Below are 22,414 nucleotides of genomic sequence, written 5' to 3'. Positions count from 1 at the left end.
CGGGCATCCGGTTCCGGCCCTATCGCAGCCAAAAAACGGAACGGTCATGAACGAAGCGGATCAACTTGTCATCATTCCCGTATCCGGGCTTCGTCAGTTGTCACAGTTCATCCGCCTTCCGCGCCGGCTCTATGCCGGGCTGCCCGGTTATGTGCCGCCGCTGGACATGGAGCAGAGGGATCTGCTGCACCCACGCAAGAGTGCTTTCTTCAGTCATGGGCGGGCGCAATATTTCCTGGCCATGCGCGGCGGCCGACCCGTAGGCCGGATTTCCGCGCAGATCGACGATCTGGCCATCGAAAGACTCGGCGAAAATATTGGCTTTTTCGGGGCGCTGGACGCGATCGACGACGCCGCCGTGGTCTCGGCCCTGCTCGACGCGGCCTGCACCTGGCTGCGCGCGCAGGGCATGGTCACCGCCCGCGGACCGTTCACGCTCAACTCCAACGGCGAAACAGGCATGATGATCGAGGGCCACGACGCCCCGCCGATGATCGCCATGCCCTGGCACCCACGCTGGCTCCCGCCGATGATCGAAGCCGCCGGTTTCACCAGGGCGATGGATTTCCTCGCCTACCAGATGGAAATCGGGCCGCAGGCGGAGGAAAAGCATCTCGTCCCCTCCAGCCTGCGCCTGGGCGAAGGCCGGCTGGGCAGCGTGACCACGCGCGTCATGCGCAAGGACAGGATGGCCGAAGACGGCGAAATCCTGCGCGGGCTCTACAACGATGCCTGGCGCAACAACTGGGGCTCCCTACCGCTGACCCAGGAGGAAATGACGGCGATGGTCGCGCAGATGAAGCCGATCCTGAAGCCCGAGCATTTCGTGCTGATCGAGCAGAACGGCGACCCGGTGGCCGTGGCGCTGGTCGTCCCGAATCTCTACGACATCGCCAGCGACCTGGGCGGCGCGCCGTCCCCGCTGGGCTGGGTCAAGCTGGCGGCGCGCCTGCTCCGCCACAAATTCCATTCCGCCCGCGTCATCCTGCTGGGCGTGAGTTCCAAAATGGAGGGCACGGCCCTGGGCGCCATCCTGCCGGCCCTGGCGATCACCGAACTGATGCGGCGCGGCAAGTCCCTGCCCTACCGGATGGTCGAAATGGGCTGGGTCGTCGAGAACAACATGCCCATGCGCCGCCTGATCGAACGCCTGGCCCCCGAGCCCTGCAAGCGTTACCGTGTATATGACCGTCCGCTGACCGCCCCGACGGACTGAAAACCGGGGCTACAGGTGGCTCCAGCCGGTGCGGTCCAGCGCCAGCACGCCGCCTGCCCCGTCCCGAACTTCGACGCCGCGCAGCGCGCGAGCAAAACGCCCGATCCGCGTCACCGGCACCCCCCTTCGTGCCGCCGCATGACGCAGGGCCTCTTCGCGCTCCGGCGGCACGGCCAGCAGCAATTCGTAATCGTCGCCGCCGGTCAGACAGGTCGGCAGCCAAGCCGCTCCCGCCTGCCGCGCAGCCTCGGACAACGGCACGCACGACGCATCGAGCCACGCCCCCAGGCCGCTTTCCCGCGCCAGATGGCCCAGATCCTGCACCAACCCGTCCGACACATCCATCGCCGCCGAGGCAATGCCCCCCAGTTCCAGCCCCAGCCGGGGCTCGGGCAGGCGATAACGCCGGGCCAGAAAACCGGACGCATCGGCCAGTTCGCCACGCAGCACCCGCAGCCCGAGCGCCCCGTCGCCGATCGTCCCCGTCACCCAGACATCGTCCCCGTCGCGCGCCCCGCTGCGCCGCAGGGCTCCGCCGGGGCGCACATGGCCGAGAATGGTCAGCGACAGAACCAGCGGCCCGCGCGTCGCGGTCGTATCGCCGCCCAGCAGGGTCAGGCCATAGCGCGCCTGATCATCATGCAAACCCGCGGCGAAAGCGGCGAACCAACCCTCATCGCGCGATTGCGGCCGGGTCAGCGACAGCAGATAGCCCAGCGGCGTCGCGTCCATCGCCGCCAGATCGGACAGATTGCAGCGCAATAGCTTGCGCCCCACCGTATCGGGCGGATCATCCGGCAGAAAATGCACGGATTCGACCATCGTATCGACCGCGATCACCAGTTCGCGGCCTTCGGGCGGATGCACCAGCGCCGCATCGTCGGTCAGCCCCAGCGCCCCCTCGCCCGCCAAGGCACGGAAATGCCGCCGGATGAATTTGAATTCCGACGGCAGACCAGCACCCGACGCGGGCGGCGACATGGCGCGCCCCGCCGGATCAGGCGCCTTCGGCCCCATGCGCTTCCTGGGGCGCCTCGTCGGGCGCGGCATCCTGCGTATTGGCGGACGCCCGCAGCCGGCGCGCCATCGTGTCGAGCACGCCATTGACCATCTTCGGCTCGTCGCCCGAGAAGAAGCCATGGGCGATATCGAGATATTCGTTGATGATCACCCGCGTCGGCACCCCGCCGACCACGGCCAGTTCACCACCGGCGGCCCGCAGCAGCGCCCGCAGCACCGGGTCAAGGCGCCCGACCGGCCACGAGGCCGGCAGCACATCCACGATCAGCGCATCGATCTGTTCGCGCCGCGCCACCGCCGAGCGCGCCACCTGCTCGAACAGGCGGATATCGGCCTCGGGCACCCGCCCGTCCTCATATTCGGCACTCTGGTCGCTTCCCGGCATCACCACCAGCCGATGGCGCAAAAACTGCTGGATCACCGCCTCCGGGCTGTCGCCGGCCTGTTCGATCTGGAAAAGGGCCTGCACCACCGCCACGCGCGATGCGGTCCGCGAGCGGGTCCGCGCATGGGTGCTGTCTTCGTCCTGCGATCCGTTCATGCACCTGTCTCCTGCTGCCACGATTCCGCGAAAGGCGGCTTCATCGCCTCTTTACGTCGCCAGGTCCATAGCCCCATCTCACGGCGCGTCGTCCTGCCGCCCACCGGCCGCGACGGCCCGGGCCTCGGCCGTTCCGGGAATCGACTCCAGGATCGCCGCGAAATCCTTGGTTTCACGAAAATCCCAATGCACGCTGGCAAACCGAATATAGGCCACGATATCGACCTCGCGCAGCGTGTCCATCACCAGCTTGCCGATATCGCCCGACAGAATATCGGTCTCCCCCGACGCCTCCAGCTTGCGCACCAGACCGTTGACGATTCGTTCGATCCGCTCGTCATCCACCGGGCGCTTGCGCAGTGCGATACGGACCGACCGCGCCAGCTTGTCCCGCTCGAACGCCACGCGCCGCCCGTCCGTCTTGATGACATGCAGGTCCCGAAGCTGCACCCGCTCGATGGTCGTGAAACGCTGGCCGCACGATGCACAGATCCGCCGACGACGGATCGCCGCCCCATCCTCATGCGGGCGACTGTCCTTGACCTGGGTATCGTCATGACCACAAAAAGGGCATCTCATGCGGGTATCAGTCCTGAGCAGCGGGTTTCCGAGGTGGGAAATGCGCACGAAATCAACCGGACGCAAGCCCATCTGTCCATGCCGGGCCTGCTTTGCCCCTGTCCGGCACCCTGATACTCTTCCCGCAATGAAGCCGAGGAGCCCATGACGCGACACGCGCTGCTGATCGGATTACTGGTCCTCATGAGTCAGGCGGCCCTCTCGGCCGCCCGCGCCGCCCCCCTCGCGCCCGATGACGACCAGGCCGCGGCAGGGCAGGATATCGTCATCCGCGATGCCTCGATACAGATCCTCCGCCCCAAACGCCGGATCGCGGCAGGGTATTTCACGATCGAAAATCGCGGAAAATCGGTTCATCTGCTGGCCGGCGTCTCATCGACCGCCTGTCACAATCTGTTCGCCCATCACACGGAACAGGAAAGCACCAGCGACACCGCGACGCTGTTCGCGCATCTGGCGCTGCCGGCCGAAACCACCCTGGTGTTCCCGCCCGGCGGCTATCACCTGATCTGCACCGGCTATGACGACAGCCTGCACCCCGGCCAGCAGATCACCATCACCTTCCACTTCATGGGCGGCGCCACGCGCAACGTCCCCTTCACCGTCCAGCCGCCAGCGAATACCGAGGAAACCACACCCTGATCTCCCCGGCTCGCCCGGCAGCTCGCCCCCCGACCCGCGATCAGGCCACTTTCGGGGTCAGGGTCCGGCGCAGCGCCTGCCGCCAGCCCTCCAGCATGGTCCGGCGCTGGGCCTCCTCCATGCTGGCCTCGAACACGCGGCCCCGCGACCAGCGCGCCGCCACGTCGTCCAGATCGGTCCACACACCACAGGCCAGCCCGGCCAGGAACGCCGCCCCCGTGGCGGTGGTCTCCAGATGGGTCGGCCGCTCCACGCCGGCCTGAAGGATGTCCGCCAGAAACTGGCAGAACCAGTCATTGGCCGCCATGCCGCCATCGACGCGCAGGGTCGTCACCAGCCCGCCGCCATCCTGCGCCATCGCCTCCATCAGGTCATAGGTCTGATAGGCCACCGATTCCAGCGCGGCGCGGGCGATATGCGCCGCCGTGGCATCCAGCGTCAGGCCGCAGATCAGGCCCCGCGCCTCCGGGTCCCAATGCGGCGCCCCCAGCCCCACGAAACCCGGCACCATATACACGCCATGGCTGTGCGGAATGCGCGTCGCCATGTCGTCGGTCTGCGAGGCATGGGTAATCAGGTGCAACCCGTCACGCAGCCATTTGATCGCGGCACCAGCCACGAAGATCGCGCCTTCCAGAGCATAGGTCGTCCTGCCGCCGATCCGGTAGCCGATCGTGGTCAGCATCCGGTTCGCCGAGGTCACGGGCGCCTCGCCGGTATTGAGCAGCACGAAACAGCCCGTGCCATAGGTCGCCTTGGCCATGCCGGGCGTAAAGCAGGCCTGCCCGACCAGCGCCGCCTGCTGGTCGCCCGCCATGCCCGCCACCGGAATCGCACGCCCCAGAAGCGCCGGATCGGTCTCGCCATAAATCTCGCTGTTGCCCCGCACCTCGGGCAGCAGGGAGGCGGGGATATTGAACAGCCGCAGCAGATCGTCATCCCAGCACTGGCGATGGATGTCGAACAACAGCGTGCGCGAGGCATTGGTCACGTCCGTCGCATGCACCCGCCCGCCCGTCAGGCGCCAGAGCAGAAAACTGTCGATCGTGCCGAAGGCCAGCCGCCCGGCCTCGGCATCCCGCCGGGCACCCGGCACATTATCCAGGATCCAGGCCAGCTTGCTGGCGGAAAAATACGGGTCCAGCAACAGCCCCGTCCGCGCGCGCACCAGATCCTCGCAACCCTCCTGCCGCATGCGGGCACAGAGCGGCGCGGTACGCCGATCCTGCCAGACGATGGCGCGATGGACCGGCGTGCCGGTCGCCCGATCCCACACCACGATCGTCTCGCGCTGGTTGGTGATGCCGATCGCCGCCACGCTCTCCACGCCGCCGCCCTGCTCCAGCGCGTCGCGCGCGGTCGACAGCACGTCGCGCCAGATCTCCTCGGCGTCATGCTCCACCCAGCCCTGGCCGGGATAATGCTGCGCGAATTCGGCGCGCGCCGTCGCCAGCGGCCGCGCGTCGCGATCGAAGACGATGCTGCGGGTCGAGGTCGTGCCCTGGTCGATCGCCAGGATGGTTTTCGTGCTGCTCATGTTCGTTCCTCCCGAGTCTGCGCTCGATGTCATGCCCGGCCGGGTCATGCCTGGCCGGAAAAGCCGGTTTCGGTGGTCGGTGCCTCAGCCAGCGGGCCGACCTCCGATGATGCCGCCCGGTCGCGCAGGCGCGGCATATAGGGGCGCACCAGCCCCTCATAGGCACCGGCGCCGATCACGCCACCCACCAGCGGCCCCGCGATCGGCACCCACCAGTAATGGCCCGGCGCCGGCAGGGCCGACGGCCCCCAGCCCGCGAAATAACAGAACAGGCGCGGCCCGAAATCGCGCGCCGGATTAATGGCCCAGGCTTCCAGATACCCCGCGCACCCGCCGATCGCCGCCACCAGCAACCCGATGATCAGCGCGCCCGAATTGGCCTGCGGCGCCTGGGTATTATATTCGCACGTCACGGCGAAGATCCCGAACAGCAGCAACGCCGTCAGGATGATCTCATCCACCAGGGCATGAAGCGGCGTCACGAAATCGCCGGGATGGGTAAAGAACACCCCGGCCGCCCCACCGTCATGCAGACGGTCCAGATGATGCGCCAGATTGAAATGATCGATCACCGGCGCATAGAGCACATAGACGATGGCCGCCCCCGCCATGCCCCCCAGCACCTGAACACCGACATAAGGCAGCACCTTGCGCCACGAAAAACCGCGAAACAGCGCAAGCGCCAGCGTCACCGCCGGGTTGGCATGGGTGCCCGAGACCGCACCGGTCACATAGATGGCGATGGTGACCCCCAGCCCCCAGACGATGCACACGCCCCAATAGGCATTGCGGTACGGGCTGGGATCATACAGCGAATACATCGCGGCCACCGAATCACCGACCAGGATGATGATGAAGACCGCGATGAATTCAGCGATCAGCTCGCCGACGAACTGCTTGTTCCTGAACATGGTCCCGTTTCTTCTCTTTATTGATTTTCGGGTTATTGCTCTTGGCGTTTCGCATCAGGCGGCGGCATCCGGGCAGACAGCCCGCCCGGACGCCGCCAGCCCTAGCCGGCCATGGCAGACCGGCTGTCGCGCACGGCCTCGCGCCGGGCGTCGAGATAGCGTTCCAGTCGCGCCTGGCCCGCGCCGTCAATATGCAGGCCCTGGCGCGAGCGCCGCCACAGGATATCCTCGGCGGTCACGGCCCATTCCTGCGCGATCAGATAATCGACCTCGCGCGCCGTCAACCCGCCACCGAAATCCTCGCCCAGATCGGCCCGGTTCCGCGCCGTCCCCACGATCTCCCACGCCAGCGTGCCGTAATTGCGGACCAGCCGCCAGGCATCGTCCGCCGAAAGGAAGGGGGCATCGGCACGCAGGCGCGCCACGGCGGACTCGAACCCTCCCGGCCCCAGATCGCCCCCCGGCAACGGCCGGCTGGCCGTCCATCCCGCCCCGCCCAGAACCGGCAGGCTCGGCGCCAGCTTTTCCAGCGCATGCTCCGCAAGGCGCCGATAGGTCGTGATCTTGCCACCGAAGATCGACAGCAACACCCCCTCGCCCGGTGGCGCATCCACATCCAGCACATAATCGCGCGTCACCGCCGAGGCATTCTGCGCCGCGTCGTCATAAAGCGGCCGGACCCCGGCATAGGTCCACACGACATCCTCGGGCGTGACCGCCTTGCGGAAATACCGGTTCACGCTCTCGCACAGATAGCGCACCTCATCGTCGGCAATCCGCACTTCCCCCGGATCGGCGGCCCACGGAATGTCGGTGGTGCCGATCAGCGTGAAATCCCGCTCATAGGGAATGGCGAACACGATCCGCCGGTCGGGATTCTGGAAGATATAAGCCTGTTCGCCCTCGAAGCAGCGCGGCACCACGATGTGGCTGCCCTTGACCAGCCGCACCTGTTTGGATGTCCCGATCGCCAGCGTATCGCGCAGAATGCGCTCCACCCACGGCCCGGCGGCATTCACCAGCCCGCGCGCCCGCACCACCTGCTGGCCACTCGCGTCCTCGATCGTCGCTTCCCACACGCCATCGACCCGGCGCGCCGCGACCAGCCGGGTGCGGGTCCGGATATCGGCTCCCTTCGCCCGCGCATCCATGGCATTCAGCACCACCAGGCGGCTGTCCAGCACCCGCCCGTCGGAATAGATGAACGCGCGCCGATATTCCGGCCGCAGCGGCGTACCCACCGGGTCGCGGTCCAGCCGCACCCCGCGCGAGCGCGGCAGCGTCATCCGGCCACCCAGATGGTCGTACAGGAACAGCCCCATCCGCAACATCCAGGCCGGCCGCACCAGCCTGGAATGCGGCAGCACGAAGGAAAGCGGCCAGATGATATGCGGCGCGATCGCCAGCAGCCGCTCGCGCTCGATCAGCGCCTCACGCACCAGACGGAATTCGTAATATTCCAGATACCGCAACCCGCCATGAATCAGCTTGGTACTGGCGGACGAGGTATGGGACGCCAGATCGTGCTGTTCCACCAGCAGCACCGACGCCCCGCGCCCGGCGGCATCCCGCGCGATGCCGACGCCATTGATACCGCCCCCGACAATCAGCAGGTCATAGGGTTGCTGCGCGGCATTCACCCCGCGCGATGGATCGGACAGCATGACTCGTTCCTCCTGCTGATGTTCGTAAACGAACACAAAAGCAAAAATCAACGCAAAACGAAGCGATCGAGCGCGGTTCCGAACCCACGAACCCTGATTATTTTGTCATGAAGCGCACACAGATGTTCGTTTTAGAACATGATGCCCACAAAAAGCAGACAAACCGCGCGAACCCGAAAGGACCGATCCGCGCCACGGCGCGTTTACGGACTCACACCGGCGATATGCAGGGCGATCTGATGCTGCTCCAGCACCGCCCGCACCGATGGCGGCGGCGGCCGATCGGTGAACAGCGCATGCACGTCCGACAGATGCCCCACCCGCCCCATCGGCCGCCGCCCGAACTTGGTATGGTCGGCCAGCAGGAACACCGTGCGCGCATTCCGCATAATCGCCCGCGCGAGGTCGATCTCGTCGAGATCGAAATCCAGCAACGTGCCGTCTTCCTCGATCCCGCTGATGCCGATCACCCCGAAATCCGCGCGATACTGGTCGATCATCGCCGTCGCGGTCGGGCCGGTAATCCCCCCGTCATGCGAGCGCACCGTGCCGCCCGCCACCACGACGCGAAAACTGGCTTCCGGCGCCAGGGTCGAGGCCACATGCAGATTGTTGGTAATCACCCGCAGCCCCTGGCGATGCCGCAGCGCCCGCGCGAAGGCTTCAGTCGTGGTGCCGATATTGATGAACAGCGACGAATGGTCGGGAATTTCCCTGGCCGCGATCTGCCCGATCGCCTCCTTCTCCCGCCGGTTGAGAATCTGCCGCTCCGCATAAGCAATGTTCTCGATCGACGAGACCAGCCCCGCCCCGCCATGATGCCGGGCCAATTGCCCGATCCCGGCCAGATGGTTCACATCGCGGCGGATCGTCTGCACCGCCACACGCAGGCGCTGCGCCAGTTCCTCATTGGCCACATAGCCACGCGCGCGCACCAGCGACAGAATTTCGCGATACCGTTCCTCGGAGGGCACGCCGGCCATCGGGTCAGCCCGCCTCGGCCAGAACCTGCAACACGGCGTCGCCATAGCGGTCCAGCTTCGACGCACCCACGCCCTTGATCCGCCCCAGTTCGTCCAGCGTCTCCGGACGTTCGATCGCGATGTCATGCAGCACCGCGTCGTGGAAGATCACATAAGGCGGAATTTCCTGCTCACGCGCCTCGCCCAACCGCCAGGCACGCAGCGCGGCGAACGGCCCCTCGGCCTCGGGCGGCAGATTGACCACCGGCCGCGCCGTGGCCGACCGCGCGCCGCCCCCGGCCCGCGCGCCGCGCGCCGTCTTCAATTCCTCCACCGGGTCGTCGCGCAGCAGCACCTTGTCCTCACCGCGCAGGATCGGACGCGCCACGGCTTCATTCAGCGCCAGCGCGTTATAATCGCCGGTCACGCGAATGGCCCCACGCGCGATCAACTGCCGGATCACCCCGCGCCAGAACTGCTCGGGCCTGTCCTTGCCGATGCCGAACACGCTCAGCCGATCATGGCTGTAGCGCGCGCCCATCTCACTCTCCTTGCCCCGCAGCACCGCCGCCACATGCACCGCGCCGAATTTCTGGCCGATGCGATAGATCGTCGACAGAACCTTCTGCGCCTCGACCGTGCCATCGAACGAGGCGACCGGGCTGCGGCAATTGTCGCAATGCCCGCACGGCGTGGCCAGCGTCTCGCCGAAACAGCCCAGAAGCGCCTGCGTGCGGCACCCCGTGGTCTCGGTCAGGGTAATCATCGCCTCCAGCCGGGCGCTCATGATCCGCTTCTGGGCCTCGGGCGCCGCCGATTGCTCCAGCCAGTGCCGGGCCCGCGCGATATCGTCCCCGCCATAGAGCAGAACGGTCTCCGATTTCTCGCCATCACGACCGGCCCGGCCGATCTGCTGGTAATAGGCTTCGGGCGACGAGGGCATGTCCAGATGCACCACCGTCCGCACATCGGGCCGGTCGATCCCCATGCCGAAGGCAACGGTCGCGACGATCACCACCGGCTCGCCCGAGCGGAACCGGGCCAGCGCGGCCCGCTTCTCGATCGGCGACAGCCCGGCATGGAACGGCAGCGCCGGCCAGTCGCGCTCGACCAGCGACCGCGCCACCCGCTCGGTCTTGTTGCGGCTGCCGCAATAGACGATCGCGGCCTCCCCCTCATGCCGCCCCAGCACCTCCAGCAACTGCCGCAGTTCCGAAGTCTTCGGCCGTACCGCGATGTCCAGATTGGGCCGATGAAAACTGGCGCGCAGGACCAGCGCATCCGGCATCGCCAGCGCACCGAGAATATCGGTCTGCGTGCGCGGGTCGGCGGTCGCCGTCAGCGCAATGCGCGGCACACCGGGAAAATGCTCGGGCAGCGTGGCCAGCGCCCGGTATTCCGGCCGGAATTCATGCCCCCAGGCCGAGATGCAATGCGCCTCGTCGATCGCAATGACCGAGATCGTCAGCCGCGACAGCCGCTCCAGCGTACCGGGCGACAGCAGCCGCTCGGGCGAGACATACAGGATATCCAGCCGGCCGGCCGCCAGATCCGCGCGCACCCGCGCGGCATCGTCGGGTTCCAGTTCCGAATGCAGCGCCCCGGCATTCACCCCCACCTGCCGCAGGGCCGCCACCTGGTCGTCCATCAACGCGATCAGCGGCGAAATCACCAGCCCGGTGCCCGGTCGCGCCAGCGCCGGCACCTGGTAGCAGATGCTCTTGCCACCGCCGGTCGGCATCAGCACCAGGCAGTCGCGCCCGGCCATCACCGCGTCCACCGCTTCTTCCTGAAGACCCCGGAAATCGGGGAATCCGAACACGCGCGACAGGATCGCGCGCGGCGTATCCTCACGCTCGGGAGCAGCCATGCCGGCGGCGAGCGACATCGTCATCCGGTCCGTAACGGGGGCGTCAGGGTGCGGCAATCTCGATCTCGACCCGGCGCGAGCCCACGGCGCCGTCCTCGTTCGAAGGCGCACGCGGCTTCTGGCGGATTCGATCGGCCCGCACCCCGTCCGCCACCAACTGGCTCGAAACCTTCTTCACCCGGTCGATGGCCAGCAGGGCATCCGCCGACAGGTCGCCATGCGCCGAGGCATAGCCTTCGACCGTCACCACCGATTGCGGATAATGCGCCGCCTGTTCCGCCGCATGCTGCACCACCCACAGGGCCGGGTCTTCCAGCGCCGTGGAATCACGGGTGAAGAACACGACATATTTCCGCGACGGACCATCGGCGCACCCTGCCAGCAGACACAATCCCAGAACGAGAGAGAGGCGACGCATCGGTAGATCCCCTTGCTTAACCGGCTTACGGATGAATCCGCCGCCAACAATGCGGGAAAGTCAGCGACATATGGATAGGGAACCTTGGTGCCCCCTCCCCACCCCCACGTCAACAGTTTCTGCCCGGAGAGCCGCGCTGGCGGCGATCCGACGCGCGTTTTCTGCGCTTCGCGGCGGGCGGCCATCAAGGCCGCTCCGCTGCGATGCTCGAAAACGCACGACGGGCGCGGCCCGAGCGGGCCGCTCTCGCTCACCAGCACGCCTCTCCGGGCAGAAACCCCCGTTCCTATGAAAAACAGAAACCTCGTTCCCTGAAAAACCCCTCCGCGTCAGACGGCAGCGGCGACCGCCCGGCCGTCTGACAGACGCCACACGCGGTCCAGCCTTTCCACCCCGACCAGACGATGCGCGATCAGGATCACGGTGCGACCGGCCGTCACATCGTAAAGCGTCGTCAGGAAGTCCCGCTCGGTCTCCGCATCCAGGCCGGTCGCCGGCTCGTCCAGGATCAGGATCGGTGCGTCAGACAGCAGCGTGCGCGCCAGCGCGATCCGCCGCCCCTGCCCACCCGAAAGCGATGCCCCGCCCTCACCCAGCCAAGCATCCAGCCCATCGGGCAGCGCGCGCACCACATCGCCCACCTGCGCGCGATCCAGCGCCGTCCACAGATCGGCCTCGATCGCATCCGGCCGGCCCAGCAGAAGATTGGCGCGGATGGTATCGGCAAACAGATGCGTCGCCTGCGACAGCCACGCCATCCGCTGACGCACGGAGCTACTCTCCAGCGTCGCCAGATCCTCACCCCCCAGCATGATCCGCCCCGATGTCGGCGCCGCCACCTTCAGCAGCAGCGCCGCGAGGCTGGATTTCCCGATCCCCGAAGGCCCCAGAATGGCAACCCGCGCCCCCTGCCTGATCTCCAGCGTCAACCCGTCGAACACGGCTCCCCGATCCGCCTGCCAGCGGAACGATACCTGTTCGAAGCGAATATCGGTGCCAGCAGGCGCCGGCCGAGTCCCCACCGGCACCACCGGCCCATCCGCCTCGCCGACCGCGACCACCCGCGCCGCCGCGCGACTGATGCCGCCGGCCAGCGCCCCGGCGCGCGTCAGGCCGCCGGCACTCTCGAAGCCGGCAATCACCAGGAACAGCAGCCCCACCCCACGCGCCGCCGGAATCGGCCCCAGCCCCACACCGAGGATCGCCGCCAGCACCGCCAGCACCGCCGCCTGCCCGCACAGATAGGACACCCCGCCCATCATCGCGAGCAGCCGCGCCTGCCGCGCCTGCCCCCGCAGCAATGCGGCATCACGCGCCTGCGCATGCGCCAACATGCGCCCCTCGGCCCCAAAGGCGCGGATTTCACGCAAGCCGGTCACCAGATCCAGCACACCGATCCGCAGGTCGGCCAGACGCTGCGTCAGGATCGCGGCCTCGCGCCGTCCCATCAGGGCCGCCAACAGCGGCAGCGCGAACGCACCGATCACGAACAACCCGCCAACGATCACGGCCAGCACCGGATCGACCGGCAGAACCGCCATCACCAGAAAAGGCAGCACCACACACGCCCCGGCCAGCGGCACCATGATCCGCAGATACAACCCGTCCAGCGCCTCGACATCCGACACCAGACGCGACAGCAGGTCGCCCGCCCGGCGAAACCCCAGCCCGGCGGCCGCGCCACCGGCAAGGCGACGGAAAAACCACACGCGGATATCGGCCAGAGCCCGGAACATCGCATCATGGGTCACCAGGCGCTCGATATACCGCAGCACCACGCGCGCCACACCCGCCCCACGCAACAGCACCAGCCCGGCCACCGCACCGCCGAAAGCCAGCCCGCCCATGCGCGCACCCGCCCCGCGCATCAGTACCAGCGCGGCCACCAAGGCCAGAAGCGACAGCACACCGCCCGCCACAAGGCGCGGCGCGCGATCCTTCCACAACCCCAGAACCCGCAGAACCGGGGTCAGCCCGTCACGATCCTGAATCCGCGAACCGGAAAGGGAGCGATCAGACATGAACATGCCCTTCCTCGATGGGCGCCATCCGCGCCGCGCCCGGTTCCACGCAACGCGGCATCCCCAGATCCAGGCACGGTCCGGCAAACGCCCGCACGCCAGCCGCATGGCTGGACAGGATCACCGTCCGGCCCCGCGCCAGAATGCGCAGGCTGGCAAAGATTTCGCTTTCGGTCTCCGGGTCCAGATGCGCCGTCGGCTCGTCCAGCAGCAGCAGCGGCGCATCCTTCAGATAAGCCCGCGCGATCGCCACGCGCTGCGCCTGCCCACCCGACAGGCCGAACCCGCCCTCACCGATCGGCGTGTCCAGCCCCTGGGGCAGATCCGCGACAAACCGATCGACCGACGCCGCGCGCAGCGCGGCGGCCAACGCATCCTCATCCGCATCGGGGCGCGCGAAGAGAATATTCTCGCGCAGCGTCCCGGCAAACAACACCGGCTTCTGCCCGATCCACGACACCAGCCCGGACTGGGTCGCGGGCGCCATAGCGGTCAGATCAGCCCCCCCCACCAGCACACGGCCGCTACCCGGCACGATAAACCCCAGCAGCATTTCGATGATCGTCGATTTCCCGGCACCGGAAGGCCCGACCAGCGTCAGGATTTCCCCCGCCCGGACGGCAAAACTCAGATCCGTCAGCACCGGCCCGCGCGCAGCATCCCAGGCGAAGGTCACATGCTCGAACGCCACCGACACCCCGCCTTCGGCGCGTTGCGGTACAACGTCGCCCGCCACCACCACCGCACCCGCCCCGTCCGGCAGGTCGTCCATGGCGGACGCCGCACCGGCCGCATGGGCGCGATCCTGATAGGCCAGCGCCAGCGCACGCAGGGGCGCGAAGAATTCCGGCACCAGCAGCAGCACGAACAGGCTGCGCGCCGCCGCGTCGGCAAGCGGGGCCGAGGCTCCGCCATGGCGCAGCACCTCAAGCGTGGCGCCATCCCGCACCACGATCAGCACCAGCGCCACCACCATCGCACAGTCGATCGACGCCGAGGACAGAAACGCCACCCGCAGGATCTTCATGGTCCGCCGGCGCAGTTCGTCGGCGGCGGTGGCCAGTCGTCCGGCCTCGTCATCGGTACGGTTCAGCAGGACGATGGTGGCAATACCGCGCACCCGGTCGAGAAACCGGGCCTGCAACCGCGTCATGGCCAGAAACTGGTTGCGCGACGCCACGGCCGCGCCAATGCCGAAGACGGCCTGCCCCACCGGCACCGCCAGCCCGCACACGATCATGATCACCGCCGCGCCCGGCTGCACCAGCGCGGCCAGGGTCGCGATCAGCCCCGGAACCGCGATCCAGAGCACCGACGCCGGAATCCAGCGCGCGAAGAACCCGTCCAGCGCCTCGATCCTGTCAACCGCCAGGGCCGTCAGTTCCGCACTGTGCCGCCGCCGCAGCAGGGCCGGCCCGCCGCGCAGAATGGCGCCCAGCACCTCGTCGCGCAGCCGCCGGCGCCCTCCCCGCCCGGCGCGGGCGGCAGAGATATCGCCGCCGGCCATGATCAGGGCACGCAGCACCGCCAGGCCGGCCAACGCGGCCAGCAGCAGCCCGGCGCCCGGCCACGCGGCCGTGCCAGACCCGATCAATCCCCGCGCCAGCACCGCCGCCACGCACCATGCCTGGCCGACGGCGACCAGCCCCGCCAGCAAGCCGCAGGCCAGGACCGGCATCGCCTGCCGGCGCCCCAGGCGCGATTGCGCCCGTGTCCAGGCGCGCATCACCATTTTGTCACCGCTCATGAACGCGACCTATAATCGAAGCGCCCCGCCAGGGACACCCATTCCCGATCGTGAATCGCCCCGCCATCCGGCCACCGGCCATGCGGATTCAGCGGGCGAGATCGCCCGATTCGTCCTCTTTCAGAGGGAACAGAAGGATATAGCGCGTCCCCTCCTCCTCGATAATCTCCAGCTTGCCACCCAACTGCCGCGCAAAACCGCGGATCAATTGCATGCCGATCCCGCTTCGCTCCTCCTTGGCCTGCTGGTATCCACCGGCCAGCCCGATCCCGTCATCGGCGATATCCAGCCGCGCCTTCCTTGGCTCCACCCGCTCCAGCGTGACGGAAATGGTGCCGCTCCGCCCGTCGGCAAAGGCATGCTTGATGGCATTGCTGACGATCTCGGTAATGATCAGCGCCAGCGGCACCGCCTGATCGGGTTCCAGTTCCAGCGTCGCCGCCTGAACCGACAGGGCCAACTGCCCGCCGCTCCCGTGCCCCGCCGCCTGCATGATCTGCCCACACAGCTCGGTGACGAAATGCTCCATGTTCATGCTGAACAATTCGCCCTCGGCATACAGATAGCGATGCAGGGTCGCCAGCGCCCGCACCCGGTCGCGCGCCTGCGCGAACTCCTGGCGCGCTTCGGTCTGCCGGATGCGATTGGCCTGTAGGTTCAGAAGCGAGGCGACGATCTGCAGGTTGTTCTTGACCCGATGATGCATCTCCTTCAGCAGCAGTTCCTGCCTGACCGCCGCCCGCGCCAGCCGCCGCTCGTCGCGGGCCAGGCTGCGGGTCGCCTGCGTGAAGGCCCGCGCCAGTTGCCGGATCTCGATCGGCATCACCCAGCTCGCCTGCGCATCGAATACGCCGCCACCCGCCTGCCACCGCTCGACCGAACCGGTCAGTCGGCGCACGGGCGCGATCAGCAGCGCATTCGCACCCTGGGTCACGATCGTCAGGCAGCATCCCAGCAGCCCCACGATGACAAAGAGCCAGATCACGAACATCACCAGCGCATGGGTTTCAGCCGGATTGCGCCGGGTCATCGTCAATGCCGCCACCCCGCCCTCGATCGGGCCGAACGCGAAGGCGGCATCTCCCACACTCATGGTCTGCCGGACCTCACGCTGAACGGACGTCATGGCCCCGATCCAGCGCTGCACCTCGGCAGGCGGCGGCCCCGGAGAGGCGCAATCATCGCATAAAGGCGAAAGCGTCAGGTCGCGGCCGACGATCCAGGCCTCGATGACCCCGTTCTTCTGCATGAAATCCAGCCGGGGATCACCGATCTGAAGATGATGGCGGCTCCAGACCACCGGCATGACAGCAGTCAGGAAGCCGGACCGCACCGTGCCCGAAGAATCGGAAATCGGCGTGGAAAGCGTCACCCCGATATAGGAATGCCGGCCCGCGTTCTGCGCCGGGATATCGAGCGGCACCACCCGCACGTCACCGCTGAAACGCGGCAGGTCGTCGTATGGCACCTGGGTCGGAAGAGTGGGCACCCTGTTCCCATTGACCCCGACCAGCACCCGCCCATGATCATCCAGCAGGGCCAGGCGATAGAACTCCCCGGTCAGCGACCGGGCCATCTGGAAAATCCGCACAAACCCGCCCTCGTCCAGCGACATGCGGCTGATCGAGGACAACAGGGCGCCGATATGATCGACATCGTGCCGCACTTCCAGATCGATCCGGCTGACCGCCATATCCGCCCGGAAAACCGGCGCCTCCAGCGTGTGGCGATAGCTGTTCCATGCCTGAAGGCTCGCGATCATGGCCATAGGACCCGCCGCGCACAGGATGATCACGATCATCCGTGCGCTGACGGTCCCGAACAGCCGAAAAAGCCACCCACCATATGGCGCGCCACGCCTCAGCCTGTTCCGGCCGCCACTCTTGCCCATCTAGCCCCTGGTCTTGCGGTCTTCCTCGATCAGACGCAGCAGCTCCTCGGGAAGTGGCTCCGATGCAACTCCATCGAACAGATCATGAAGCCCGCGCTTGAGCCATAGCTCGAACGGATCATCTCGCTGGGTGGTCTCGCTGCTTTTCGACGGCCGCCTCGGACGGGAATCCTTTCGGGACGTCATTGATGATCCCTGAGATCCACGAAATACCCCGCCCACCCTACTGAAACCCGCATCCCGAACGTATCAATGTCGGCGGACAGTAAAACAGCCCGTGACCTACCGTCCAGCCGTCCGACTCAGGAAATAACCGCCTGGGAAGCGAAGGGTTGCCGGGTATGGGTCAGGAACGTGCCACTTCGGCCTTGCGCGCTCCCGTCTTCGCCGCCAGCAGGCTGCGCATGCGCGCCACCCGCGCCTTGATCTGCGGCGAATCATGCTCTTCGCCGATCATCCAGCTTTCCAACTGGCGGCGGGCACGGAAGACCCGGCTCTTGGCCGTGCCGACCGCGCATCCGGTCGCCTCGGCCAAATGCTCGTAGCTCATGCCATGCAGCACCACCATGATCAGCGCCTCGCGCTGGTCTTCGGGCAGGCGGTCCAGCGCCATCGCCAGATCCTTCAGCGCCAGCCGGTCCTCATGCGGCGCCGTCGTGGCCAGCACCGAGGCGGGGATATCCTCGATATCCGTGGTTTCCCGCCGCTTGCGCAGGTCGGAAATGAAGCGGTTGCGCAGGATGCGGTGCATCCACGCCGAAAAATTGGTGCCGGGGATGAAACTGTCCTGGGCGGCCAGCGCGTTGCAGACGGCATCCTGCACCAGGTCTTCGGCCATCGTTCGATTGCGCGTCAGAGCCAGCGCCTGAACACGCAGGCGCGGGAGGATCGCGATCACCTGGTCATGGAAATTATGGGCCATTGCTCTGTGTCCTCTCTTGCCAAAACTCGCGCCAGTGTAATGTCTGGGTTGTGTTTTAATCATGACGAAGGCGTGAGAAGCGTTTAGAAAACCCTAATCCACCGTTAAAATCCCGTCATGCCCCCCGCGGCGGCTCCATGAGCGGTACCTGCCGCCAGCCCGAGCCCCCATTCGTTCACACCGATTCCTGCCCGGCGCGCGTCAATGAAGCACCCGTCCGCCGTCCCGATGTCACGACGACGACACGATCGTTGAACGAATGGCGCCCCTGACCCCTAGTTCCTCTTGCGGACAAATCTAACGCTGTCATGATCCATAATGTAACATGTTTCTTGTTCCATACGGAGTTGACCGTTCAATGCCCCTCTCGCGGCGGCAGGATCTGATCCGGGCCCTTCCCTATGCCAGGCGATACGCGCGGGCGCTGACCGGCAGTCAACCGCGCGGCGATCTTCTGGTGGCCGAAAGCCTGCGCGGACTGGCTGTCGCGGAAGCCGGACCGATGCCGGCACGGCAGTGTCTCTATCAATGGATCTCGCGCCAGTTCCGGCAGAATCCGGCCTCCGATGCCGAAACCCTGAGCGTGCTGGAACGCAAGCTCCTGCTGCTGACATCGCTGGAAGAACTGACCACCGCCCAAGCGGCCAGGGTCGTGGATATCGAGGAGGCCGAGGCCGTCGAAATCCTTGCCCACGCCCACGCCGGACTACGCAAGGTCGCCCAGACCTCCATCCTGATCATCGAGGACGAACCGATCATCGCGATGGATATCGAGGATCTGGTCCGCTGGTGCGGCCATCAGGTCGCCGGCGTGGCGGCCACCGAAGCCGATGCGGTGGAACTCGCGCGCCAGACCAAACCCGGCCTGATCCTCGCGGACATCAATCTCGGCGCGGGCGGCGACGGCGCGAACGCGGTCGCCAGCATCCTCCGTCACCACATGGCCCCGGTCATCTTCGTCACCGCCTACCCGGAACGGCTGCTGACGGGCGAAGCGATCGAACCCGCCTTCGTCATCACCAAGCCCTTCGAACCGATGACACTGGCCATCGCGACCTACCAGGCGGTCACCGGCGGCCCCAGGATCACCTGAAACCCGCCTCGAAAGGTCCCTGGGGGGTAGCCCGATGCGGGCTCCCCTTACGCTGGCTCTTGCGCATGGCCTTCGCCATGGTCCAGAACCCCGGTCATGTCGCCTCCTCTCCTTCTTCTTCAGGATATCACCCTGACGCTCGGCGGCGCTCCGCTGCTCAACGGCGCCGGCTTCGGCGTCTCGGCCGGCGAACGGATCTGCCTCGTCGGGCGCAACGGCAGCGGGAAATCCACCCTGCTGCGCATCGCGGCCGGCGAACTGGCGTCCGACGGCGGCACGCGCTTCCTCCAGCCCGGCACCACCGTGCGCTACCTGCCGCAGGAACCCGACCTGTCGGGATTCGCCACCACGCTGGACTACGTCCGCTCGGGCATCCCGCCAGACGGGCCGGATTACCGCGCGGCCCTGCTGCTGGGCGAACTGGGCCTGACGGGCGCGGAAAATCCGGCAACCCTGTCGGGGGGCGAGGCCCGGCGCTGCGCCCTCGCCTGGGCGCTGGCGCCCGAACCCGACCTGCTGCTGCTGGACGAGCCCACCAACCATCTCGACATGCCGACCATCGAGTGGCTGGAACGCGAATTGCTGTCCCTGTCGTCGGCCATGATCATCATCAGCCATGACCGCCGCCTGCTGGAAACCCTCTCCCGCAGCGTCGTCTGGCTCGATCGCGGCATCACGCGTCGCCTCGACCAGGGCTTCGGCCGCTTCGAATCCTGGCGTGAAGAGGTCCTGGAGCAGGAAGAGCGCGACGCCCACAAGCTGGACCGCCAGATCGCGCGCGAAGAAGACTGGATGCGCTACGGCGTCACCGCCCGGCGCAAGCGCAACGTCCGCCGGGTCGGCGAGCTCGCCGCCCTGCGCCAGGCCCGGCGTGACGCCGTGCGCGCCCCCGGCGGCGTCAGGATGCAGGCCAGCGAAGACGGCCTGTCCGGCAAGCTGGTCGCGGTGGCCGAGGGCATCCACAAGGCTTACGGCCCCCGCACGGTCATCGACGGGCTGGACCTGCGGGTGCTGCGCGGCGACCGGCTGGGCATCGTCGGCGCCAACGGCGCGGGCAAGAGCACCCTGCTGCGGCTGCTGACGGGCCTGGACCAGCCCGATTCCGGCGAAATCCGCGTCGGCACCGCCTTGTCGGTCGTCACCCTCGACCAGCAGCGCCGCACGCTCAACCCTGCCACCACCCTGGCCGACACCCTCACCGGCGGTGGCGGCGACATGGTCCAGGTCGGCAGCGAGAAGCGCCACGTCATCGGCTACATGAAGGATTTCCTGTTCCGCCCGGAACAGGCGCGCACCCCCGTCAGCGCGCTGTCGGGCGGCGAACGCGGCCGGCTGATGCTGGCCTGCGCCCTCGCCCGCCCCTCCAACCTGCTGGTGCTGGACGAACCGACCAACGACCTGGACCTGGAAACCCTCGACCTGTTGCAGGAGATGCTGGACGCCTACGCCGGCACCGTGCTGCTGGTCAGCCACGATCGCGACTTCCTCGACCGGGTGGCCACCTCGGTGCTGCTGGCGGAAGGCGCCGGACGTTGGGTCGAATATGCCGGCGGCTACAGCGACATGCTGGCCCAGCGCGGCGGCATGGCCCCGGCGGGCCGCGACCGGCGCCCCGAGGCAGGCGCACCGCCCGCGGCACAGAAGCGGTCGGACAAAGGTCCCGCACGCAAACTCTCCTACAAGGACCAGCACGCGCTGGACCGCCTGCCCGGCCAGATCGCGACCCTGGAGGAAAAGATCGGCCAGTTGCGGACGATCCTGTCGGATAGCGGCCTCTACGCCCGCGATCCGGCGGCCTTCACCGCGACGACGGAAAAACTGGACCGCGCCGAGGCCGAACTGACGGCGGCGGAAGAACGTTGGCTGGAACTGGAAATGCTGCGCGAATCGCTGGGTTCATCCTGACCCGCGCCGCGCGCGGCACGCACCCCGGCCGCGTGGAAGAGACCAGCGGCTGAAGGAACACCGCCATGCCCCTCTCCGCCACCACAGCCCTCGCCCGCGAAGTCATCGTCCCGTGCTCCCGCGACACGCCGGCCCTGACGCGCGCCGAATCCGAAAGCCTGCTGGCCCAGATCCCCAAATGGACCCTCTCCCCTGACGGAACGACGCTGCTGCGCTCCTGCGTCCTGCCCGATTTCGCCAGCGCCTACGCGCTGGTCGAACGGATCGCGGCCCTGGCCGAAGCCGCCGACCACCATCCGGACATCGCCTTCGGCTGGGGCTATGTGCGCCTGAAGCTGCAAACCCACAGTATCGGCGGCCTGCACCGCAACGATTTCATCATGGCGGCACGGATCGAGACCCTGCCCCACTGAGCGTCCATCAGCCGGGGCTGACCAGCCCGGAGGTCTCCCACAGCGCACGCACCGCCGCGATGCCGTCCGTCACCGCCAGCGCCGCCGCCAGCGCGCGCCGGCCCGCCTGGGCATCCACCAGAACGGGCGCGCCATCCAGGCACGCGGCGGCAAAGGCCACATGCTCGGCCGCCAGCGTGTCATGGTCGTCCCACCGCACGACCTCCCGCCGGAAGCCGCCGGTGCCCGGCAACGGCAACCCCGTCTCCCGCCCGATCATCGTCAGTTCGCGCTTCACGAAATCGGCCGAAAGATAACCTTCCTCCGAGAACAGCCGCATCCGCCGCTCGGTCTTCAGCGAAATCCGGCTGGCGGTAATGGCCGCCACACACCCGTTGGCAAAGCGGACGCGGGCGTTGGCGATATCCTCGTGCTGCGAACTCACCGCCGCGCCCAGCGCATCGACATCCACGATCTCGCTGTCCACGATCGCCAGCACCAGATCCAGATCATGGATCATCAGGTCCAGAATGACCGAGACATCGGTACCGCGCGGCTTGAAGGGGGCGATGCGCGTCGCCTCGATATAGAGCGGGCGCGTAATCCGGCCGGTAATGGCATGATGCTCGGCCGAATAGCGCAGCAGATGCCCCACCTGAAGCACCAGCCCGGTCTCCATGGCCAGCGCCGCCAGCCTGTCGGCCTGCTCCAGCGTCGAGGCGATCGGCTTTTCCACCAGCACATGCCGGCCGGCCCGCAACGCCCGGTCGGCCAGCGCGAAATGATGTTCGGCCGGCGCGGCGATCACCACCGCCTCGCACCGCTCCAGCAGGTCGTCCAGCGCCAGCGCCGGCACCCCGCCCGCCTCGGCCCCGCCCGCCTCAGCCGCAACGGCGGCGGCCCGCGCCTGGTCCGGGTCATGAATGCCCACCAGGCGCTCACGCGGCGACGCGGCGACCTTCAGCGCATGAAACCGTCCGAAATGACCGGCGCCGATGACGCCCACGCGCAATTGCCGCGCCATCTCACCCCGCGTCGCTCCGCCACCGAACAGCCCCGCCATCGTGTCCTCTCTGCATTCAG

Annotated in this window: 19 protein-coding genes; 5 read left to right on the top strand and 14 right to left on the bottom strand. The window is 67.5% G+C overall.

Annotated features, from left to right (window positions below; genetic code table 11):
* The first annotated feature begins 46 nt into the window (after nt 1-46).
* Entirely contained in the window at nt 47-1,216 is a 1,170-nt protein-coding gene (locus tag HLH25_RS04660) for a hypothetical protein (protein ID WP_182972969.1), read from the top strand.
* Nucleotides 1,217-1,225: 9 nt separating this feature from the next.
* Here the strand turns inward: HLH25_RS04660 and thiL are convergent, their stop codons facing one another.
* The 3 genes from thiL to nrdR all read right to left on the bottom strand — a co-directional run bounded on the left by thiL (nt 1,226) and on the right by nrdR (nt 3,356).
* The gene (thiL, locus tag HLH25_RS04655; RefSeq protein ID WP_375288955.1) at nt 1,226-2,233 is read right to left on the bottom strand and encodes a thiamine-phosphate kinase; all 1,008 of its coding nucleotides are present in this window, start codon (nt 2,231-2,233) and stop codon (nt 1,226-1,228) included.
* Nucleotides 2,214-2,777, bottom strand: coding sequence for a transcription antitermination factor NusB (gene nusB, locus HLH25_RS04650; protein WP_182972968.1), 564 nt, complete (start codon nt 2,775-2,777; stop codon nt 2,214-2,216). The genes thiL and nusB overlap by 20 nt, the downstream gene beginning before the upstream one ends.
* A gap of 78 nt (nt 2,778-2,855) precedes the next feature.
* Complete coding sequence (gene nrdR, locus HLH25_RS04645) at nt 2,856-3,356, bottom strand: transcriptional regulator NrdR (RefSeq protein WP_182972967.1); 501 nt, start codon at nt 3,354-3,356, stop codon at nt 2,856-2,858.
* 144 nt (nt 3,357-3,500) lie between these two features.
* Between nrdR and HLH25_RS04640 the strand changes: the two genes are divergently transcribed.
* Complete coding sequence (locus tag HLH25_RS04640; protein ID WP_182972966.1) at nt 3,501-3,998, top strand: copper chaperone PCu(A)C; 498 nt, start codon at nt 3,501-3,503, stop codon at nt 3,996-3,998.
* Nucleotides 3,999-4,038: 40 nt separating this feature from the next.
* On the opposite strand, the gene glpK is transcribed toward HLH25_RS04640, so the two are convergent.
* The 10 genes from glpK to HLH25_RS04590 form a co-directional block, all read right to left on the bottom strand.
* On the bottom strand, nt 4,039-5,535 hold the full coding sequence (gene glpK, locus HLH25_RS04635) for a glycerol kinase GlpK (RefSeq protein ID WP_182972965.1): 1,497 nt from the start codon (nt 5,533-5,535) through the stop codon (nt 4,039-4,041).
* Nucleotides 5,536-5,579: 44 nt separating this feature from the next.
* Entirely contained in the window at nt 5,580-6,446 is an 867-nt protein-coding gene (locus tag HLH25_RS04630; protein WP_182972964.1) for an MIP/aquaporin family protein, read from the bottom strand.
* Nucleotides 6,447-6,547: 101 nt separating this feature from the next.
* Nucleotides 6,548-8,110: a glycerol-3-phosphate dehydrogenase gene (gene glpD, locus HLH25_RS04625; protein ID WP_182972963.1), complete on the bottom strand. Its 1,563-nt coding sequence runs from the start codon at nt 8,108-8,110 to the stop codon at nt 6,548-6,550.
* A 203-nt stretch (nt 8,111-8,313) separates the two neighbouring features.
* Complete coding sequence (locus HLH25_RS04620) at nt 8,314-9,093, bottom strand: DeoR/GlpR family DNA-binding transcription regulator (RefSeq protein WP_182972962.1); 780 nt, start codon at nt 9,091-9,093, stop codon at nt 8,314-8,316.
* Between the two features lie 4 nt (nt 9,094-9,097).
* Nucleotides 9,098-10,960, bottom strand: a complete 1,863-nt coding sequence (gene recQ, locus HLH25_RS04615; RefSeq protein WP_246401338.1) for a DNA helicase RecQ — start codon at nt 10,958-10,960, stop codon at nt 9,098-9,100.
* Between the two features lie 25 nt (nt 10,961-10,985).
* Nucleotides 10,986-11,360 carry an OmpA family protein gene (locus HLH25_RS04610; RefSeq protein WP_182972960.1) on the bottom strand — a complete coding sequence of 125 codons (375 nt, stop codon included), beginning with the start codon at nt 11,358-11,360 and terminating at the stop codon, nt 10,986-10,988.
* A gap of 329 nt (nt 11,361-11,689) precedes the next feature.
* Nucleotides 11,690-13,381, bottom strand: a complete 1,692-nt coding sequence (gene cydC, locus HLH25_RS04605; RefSeq protein WP_182972959.1) for a thiol reductant ABC exporter subunit CydC — start codon at nt 13,379-13,381, stop codon at nt 11,690-11,692.
* The gene (gene cydD / locus HLH25_RS04600; RefSeq protein ID WP_182972958.1) at nt 13,374-15,128 is read right to left on the bottom strand and encodes a thiol reductant ABC exporter subunit CydD; all 1,755 of its coding nucleotides are present in this window, start codon (nt 15,126-15,128) and stop codon (nt 13,374-13,376) included. The genes cydC and cydD overlap by 8 nt, the downstream gene beginning before the upstream one ends.
* 88 nt (nt 15,129-15,216) lie before the next feature.
* On the bottom strand, nt 15,217-16,929 hold the full coding sequence (locus tag HLH25_RS04595) for a sensor histidine kinase (protein WP_246401335.1): 1,713 nt from the start codon (nt 16,927-16,929) through the stop codon (nt 15,217-15,219).
* 436 nt (nt 16,930-17,365) lie between these two features.
* The gene (locus HLH25_RS04590) at nt 17,366-17,941 is read right to left on the bottom strand and encodes a sigma-70 family RNA polymerase sigma factor (RefSeq protein WP_182972956.1); all 576 of its coding nucleotides are present in this window, start codon (nt 17,939-17,941) and stop codon (nt 17,366-17,368) included.
* 358 nt (nt 17,942-18,299) lie between these two features.
* Between HLH25_RS04590 and HLH25_RS04585 the strand changes: the two genes are divergently transcribed.
* The 3 genes from HLH25_RS04585 (at nt 18,300) to HLH25_RS04575 (ending at nt 21,352) form a co-directional block, all read left to right on the top strand.
* Nucleotides 18,300-19,034 (top strand): response regulator, encoded by a 735-nt coding sequence (locus HLH25_RS04585; protein ID WP_182972955.1) that lies wholly within the window; start codon nt 18,300-18,302, stop codon nt 19,032-19,034.
* A 96-nt stretch (nt 19,035-19,130) separates the two neighbouring features.
* The gene (locus HLH25_RS04580; protein WP_182972954.1) at nt 19,131-20,939 is read left to right on the top strand and encodes an ABC-F family ATP-binding cassette domain-containing protein; all 1,809 of its coding nucleotides are present in this window, start codon (nt 19,131-19,133) and stop codon (nt 20,937-20,939) included.
* 65 nt (nt 20,940-21,004) lie between these two features.
* The gene (locus HLH25_RS04575; protein WP_182972953.1) at nt 21,005-21,352 is read left to right on the top strand and encodes a 4a-hydroxytetrahydrobiopterin dehydratase; all 348 of its coding nucleotides are present in this window, start codon (nt 21,005-21,007) and stop codon (nt 21,350-21,352) included.
* Between the two features lie 7 nt (nt 21,353-21,359).
* Here HLH25_RS04575 and HLH25_RS04570 read toward each other — a convergent pair whose 3' ends face one another.
* Nucleotides 21,360-22,355, bottom strand: a complete 996-nt coding sequence (locus tag HLH25_RS04570) for a Gfo/Idh/MocA family protein (protein ID WP_182973085.1) — start codon at nt 22,353-22,355, stop codon at nt 21,360-21,362.
* Between the last annotated feature and the right edge of the window lie 59 nt (nt 22,356-22,414).

This window comes from Gluconacetobacter dulcium (assembly GCF_014174165.1).
GTDB lineage: Bacteria > Pseudomonadota > Alphaproteobacteria > Acetobacterales > Acetobacteraceae > Gluconacetobacter > Gluconacetobacter dulcium.
The sequence above is the reverse complement of the archived record's forward strand: the minus strand, read 5'-3'. Positions and strand labels throughout refer to the sequence as shown.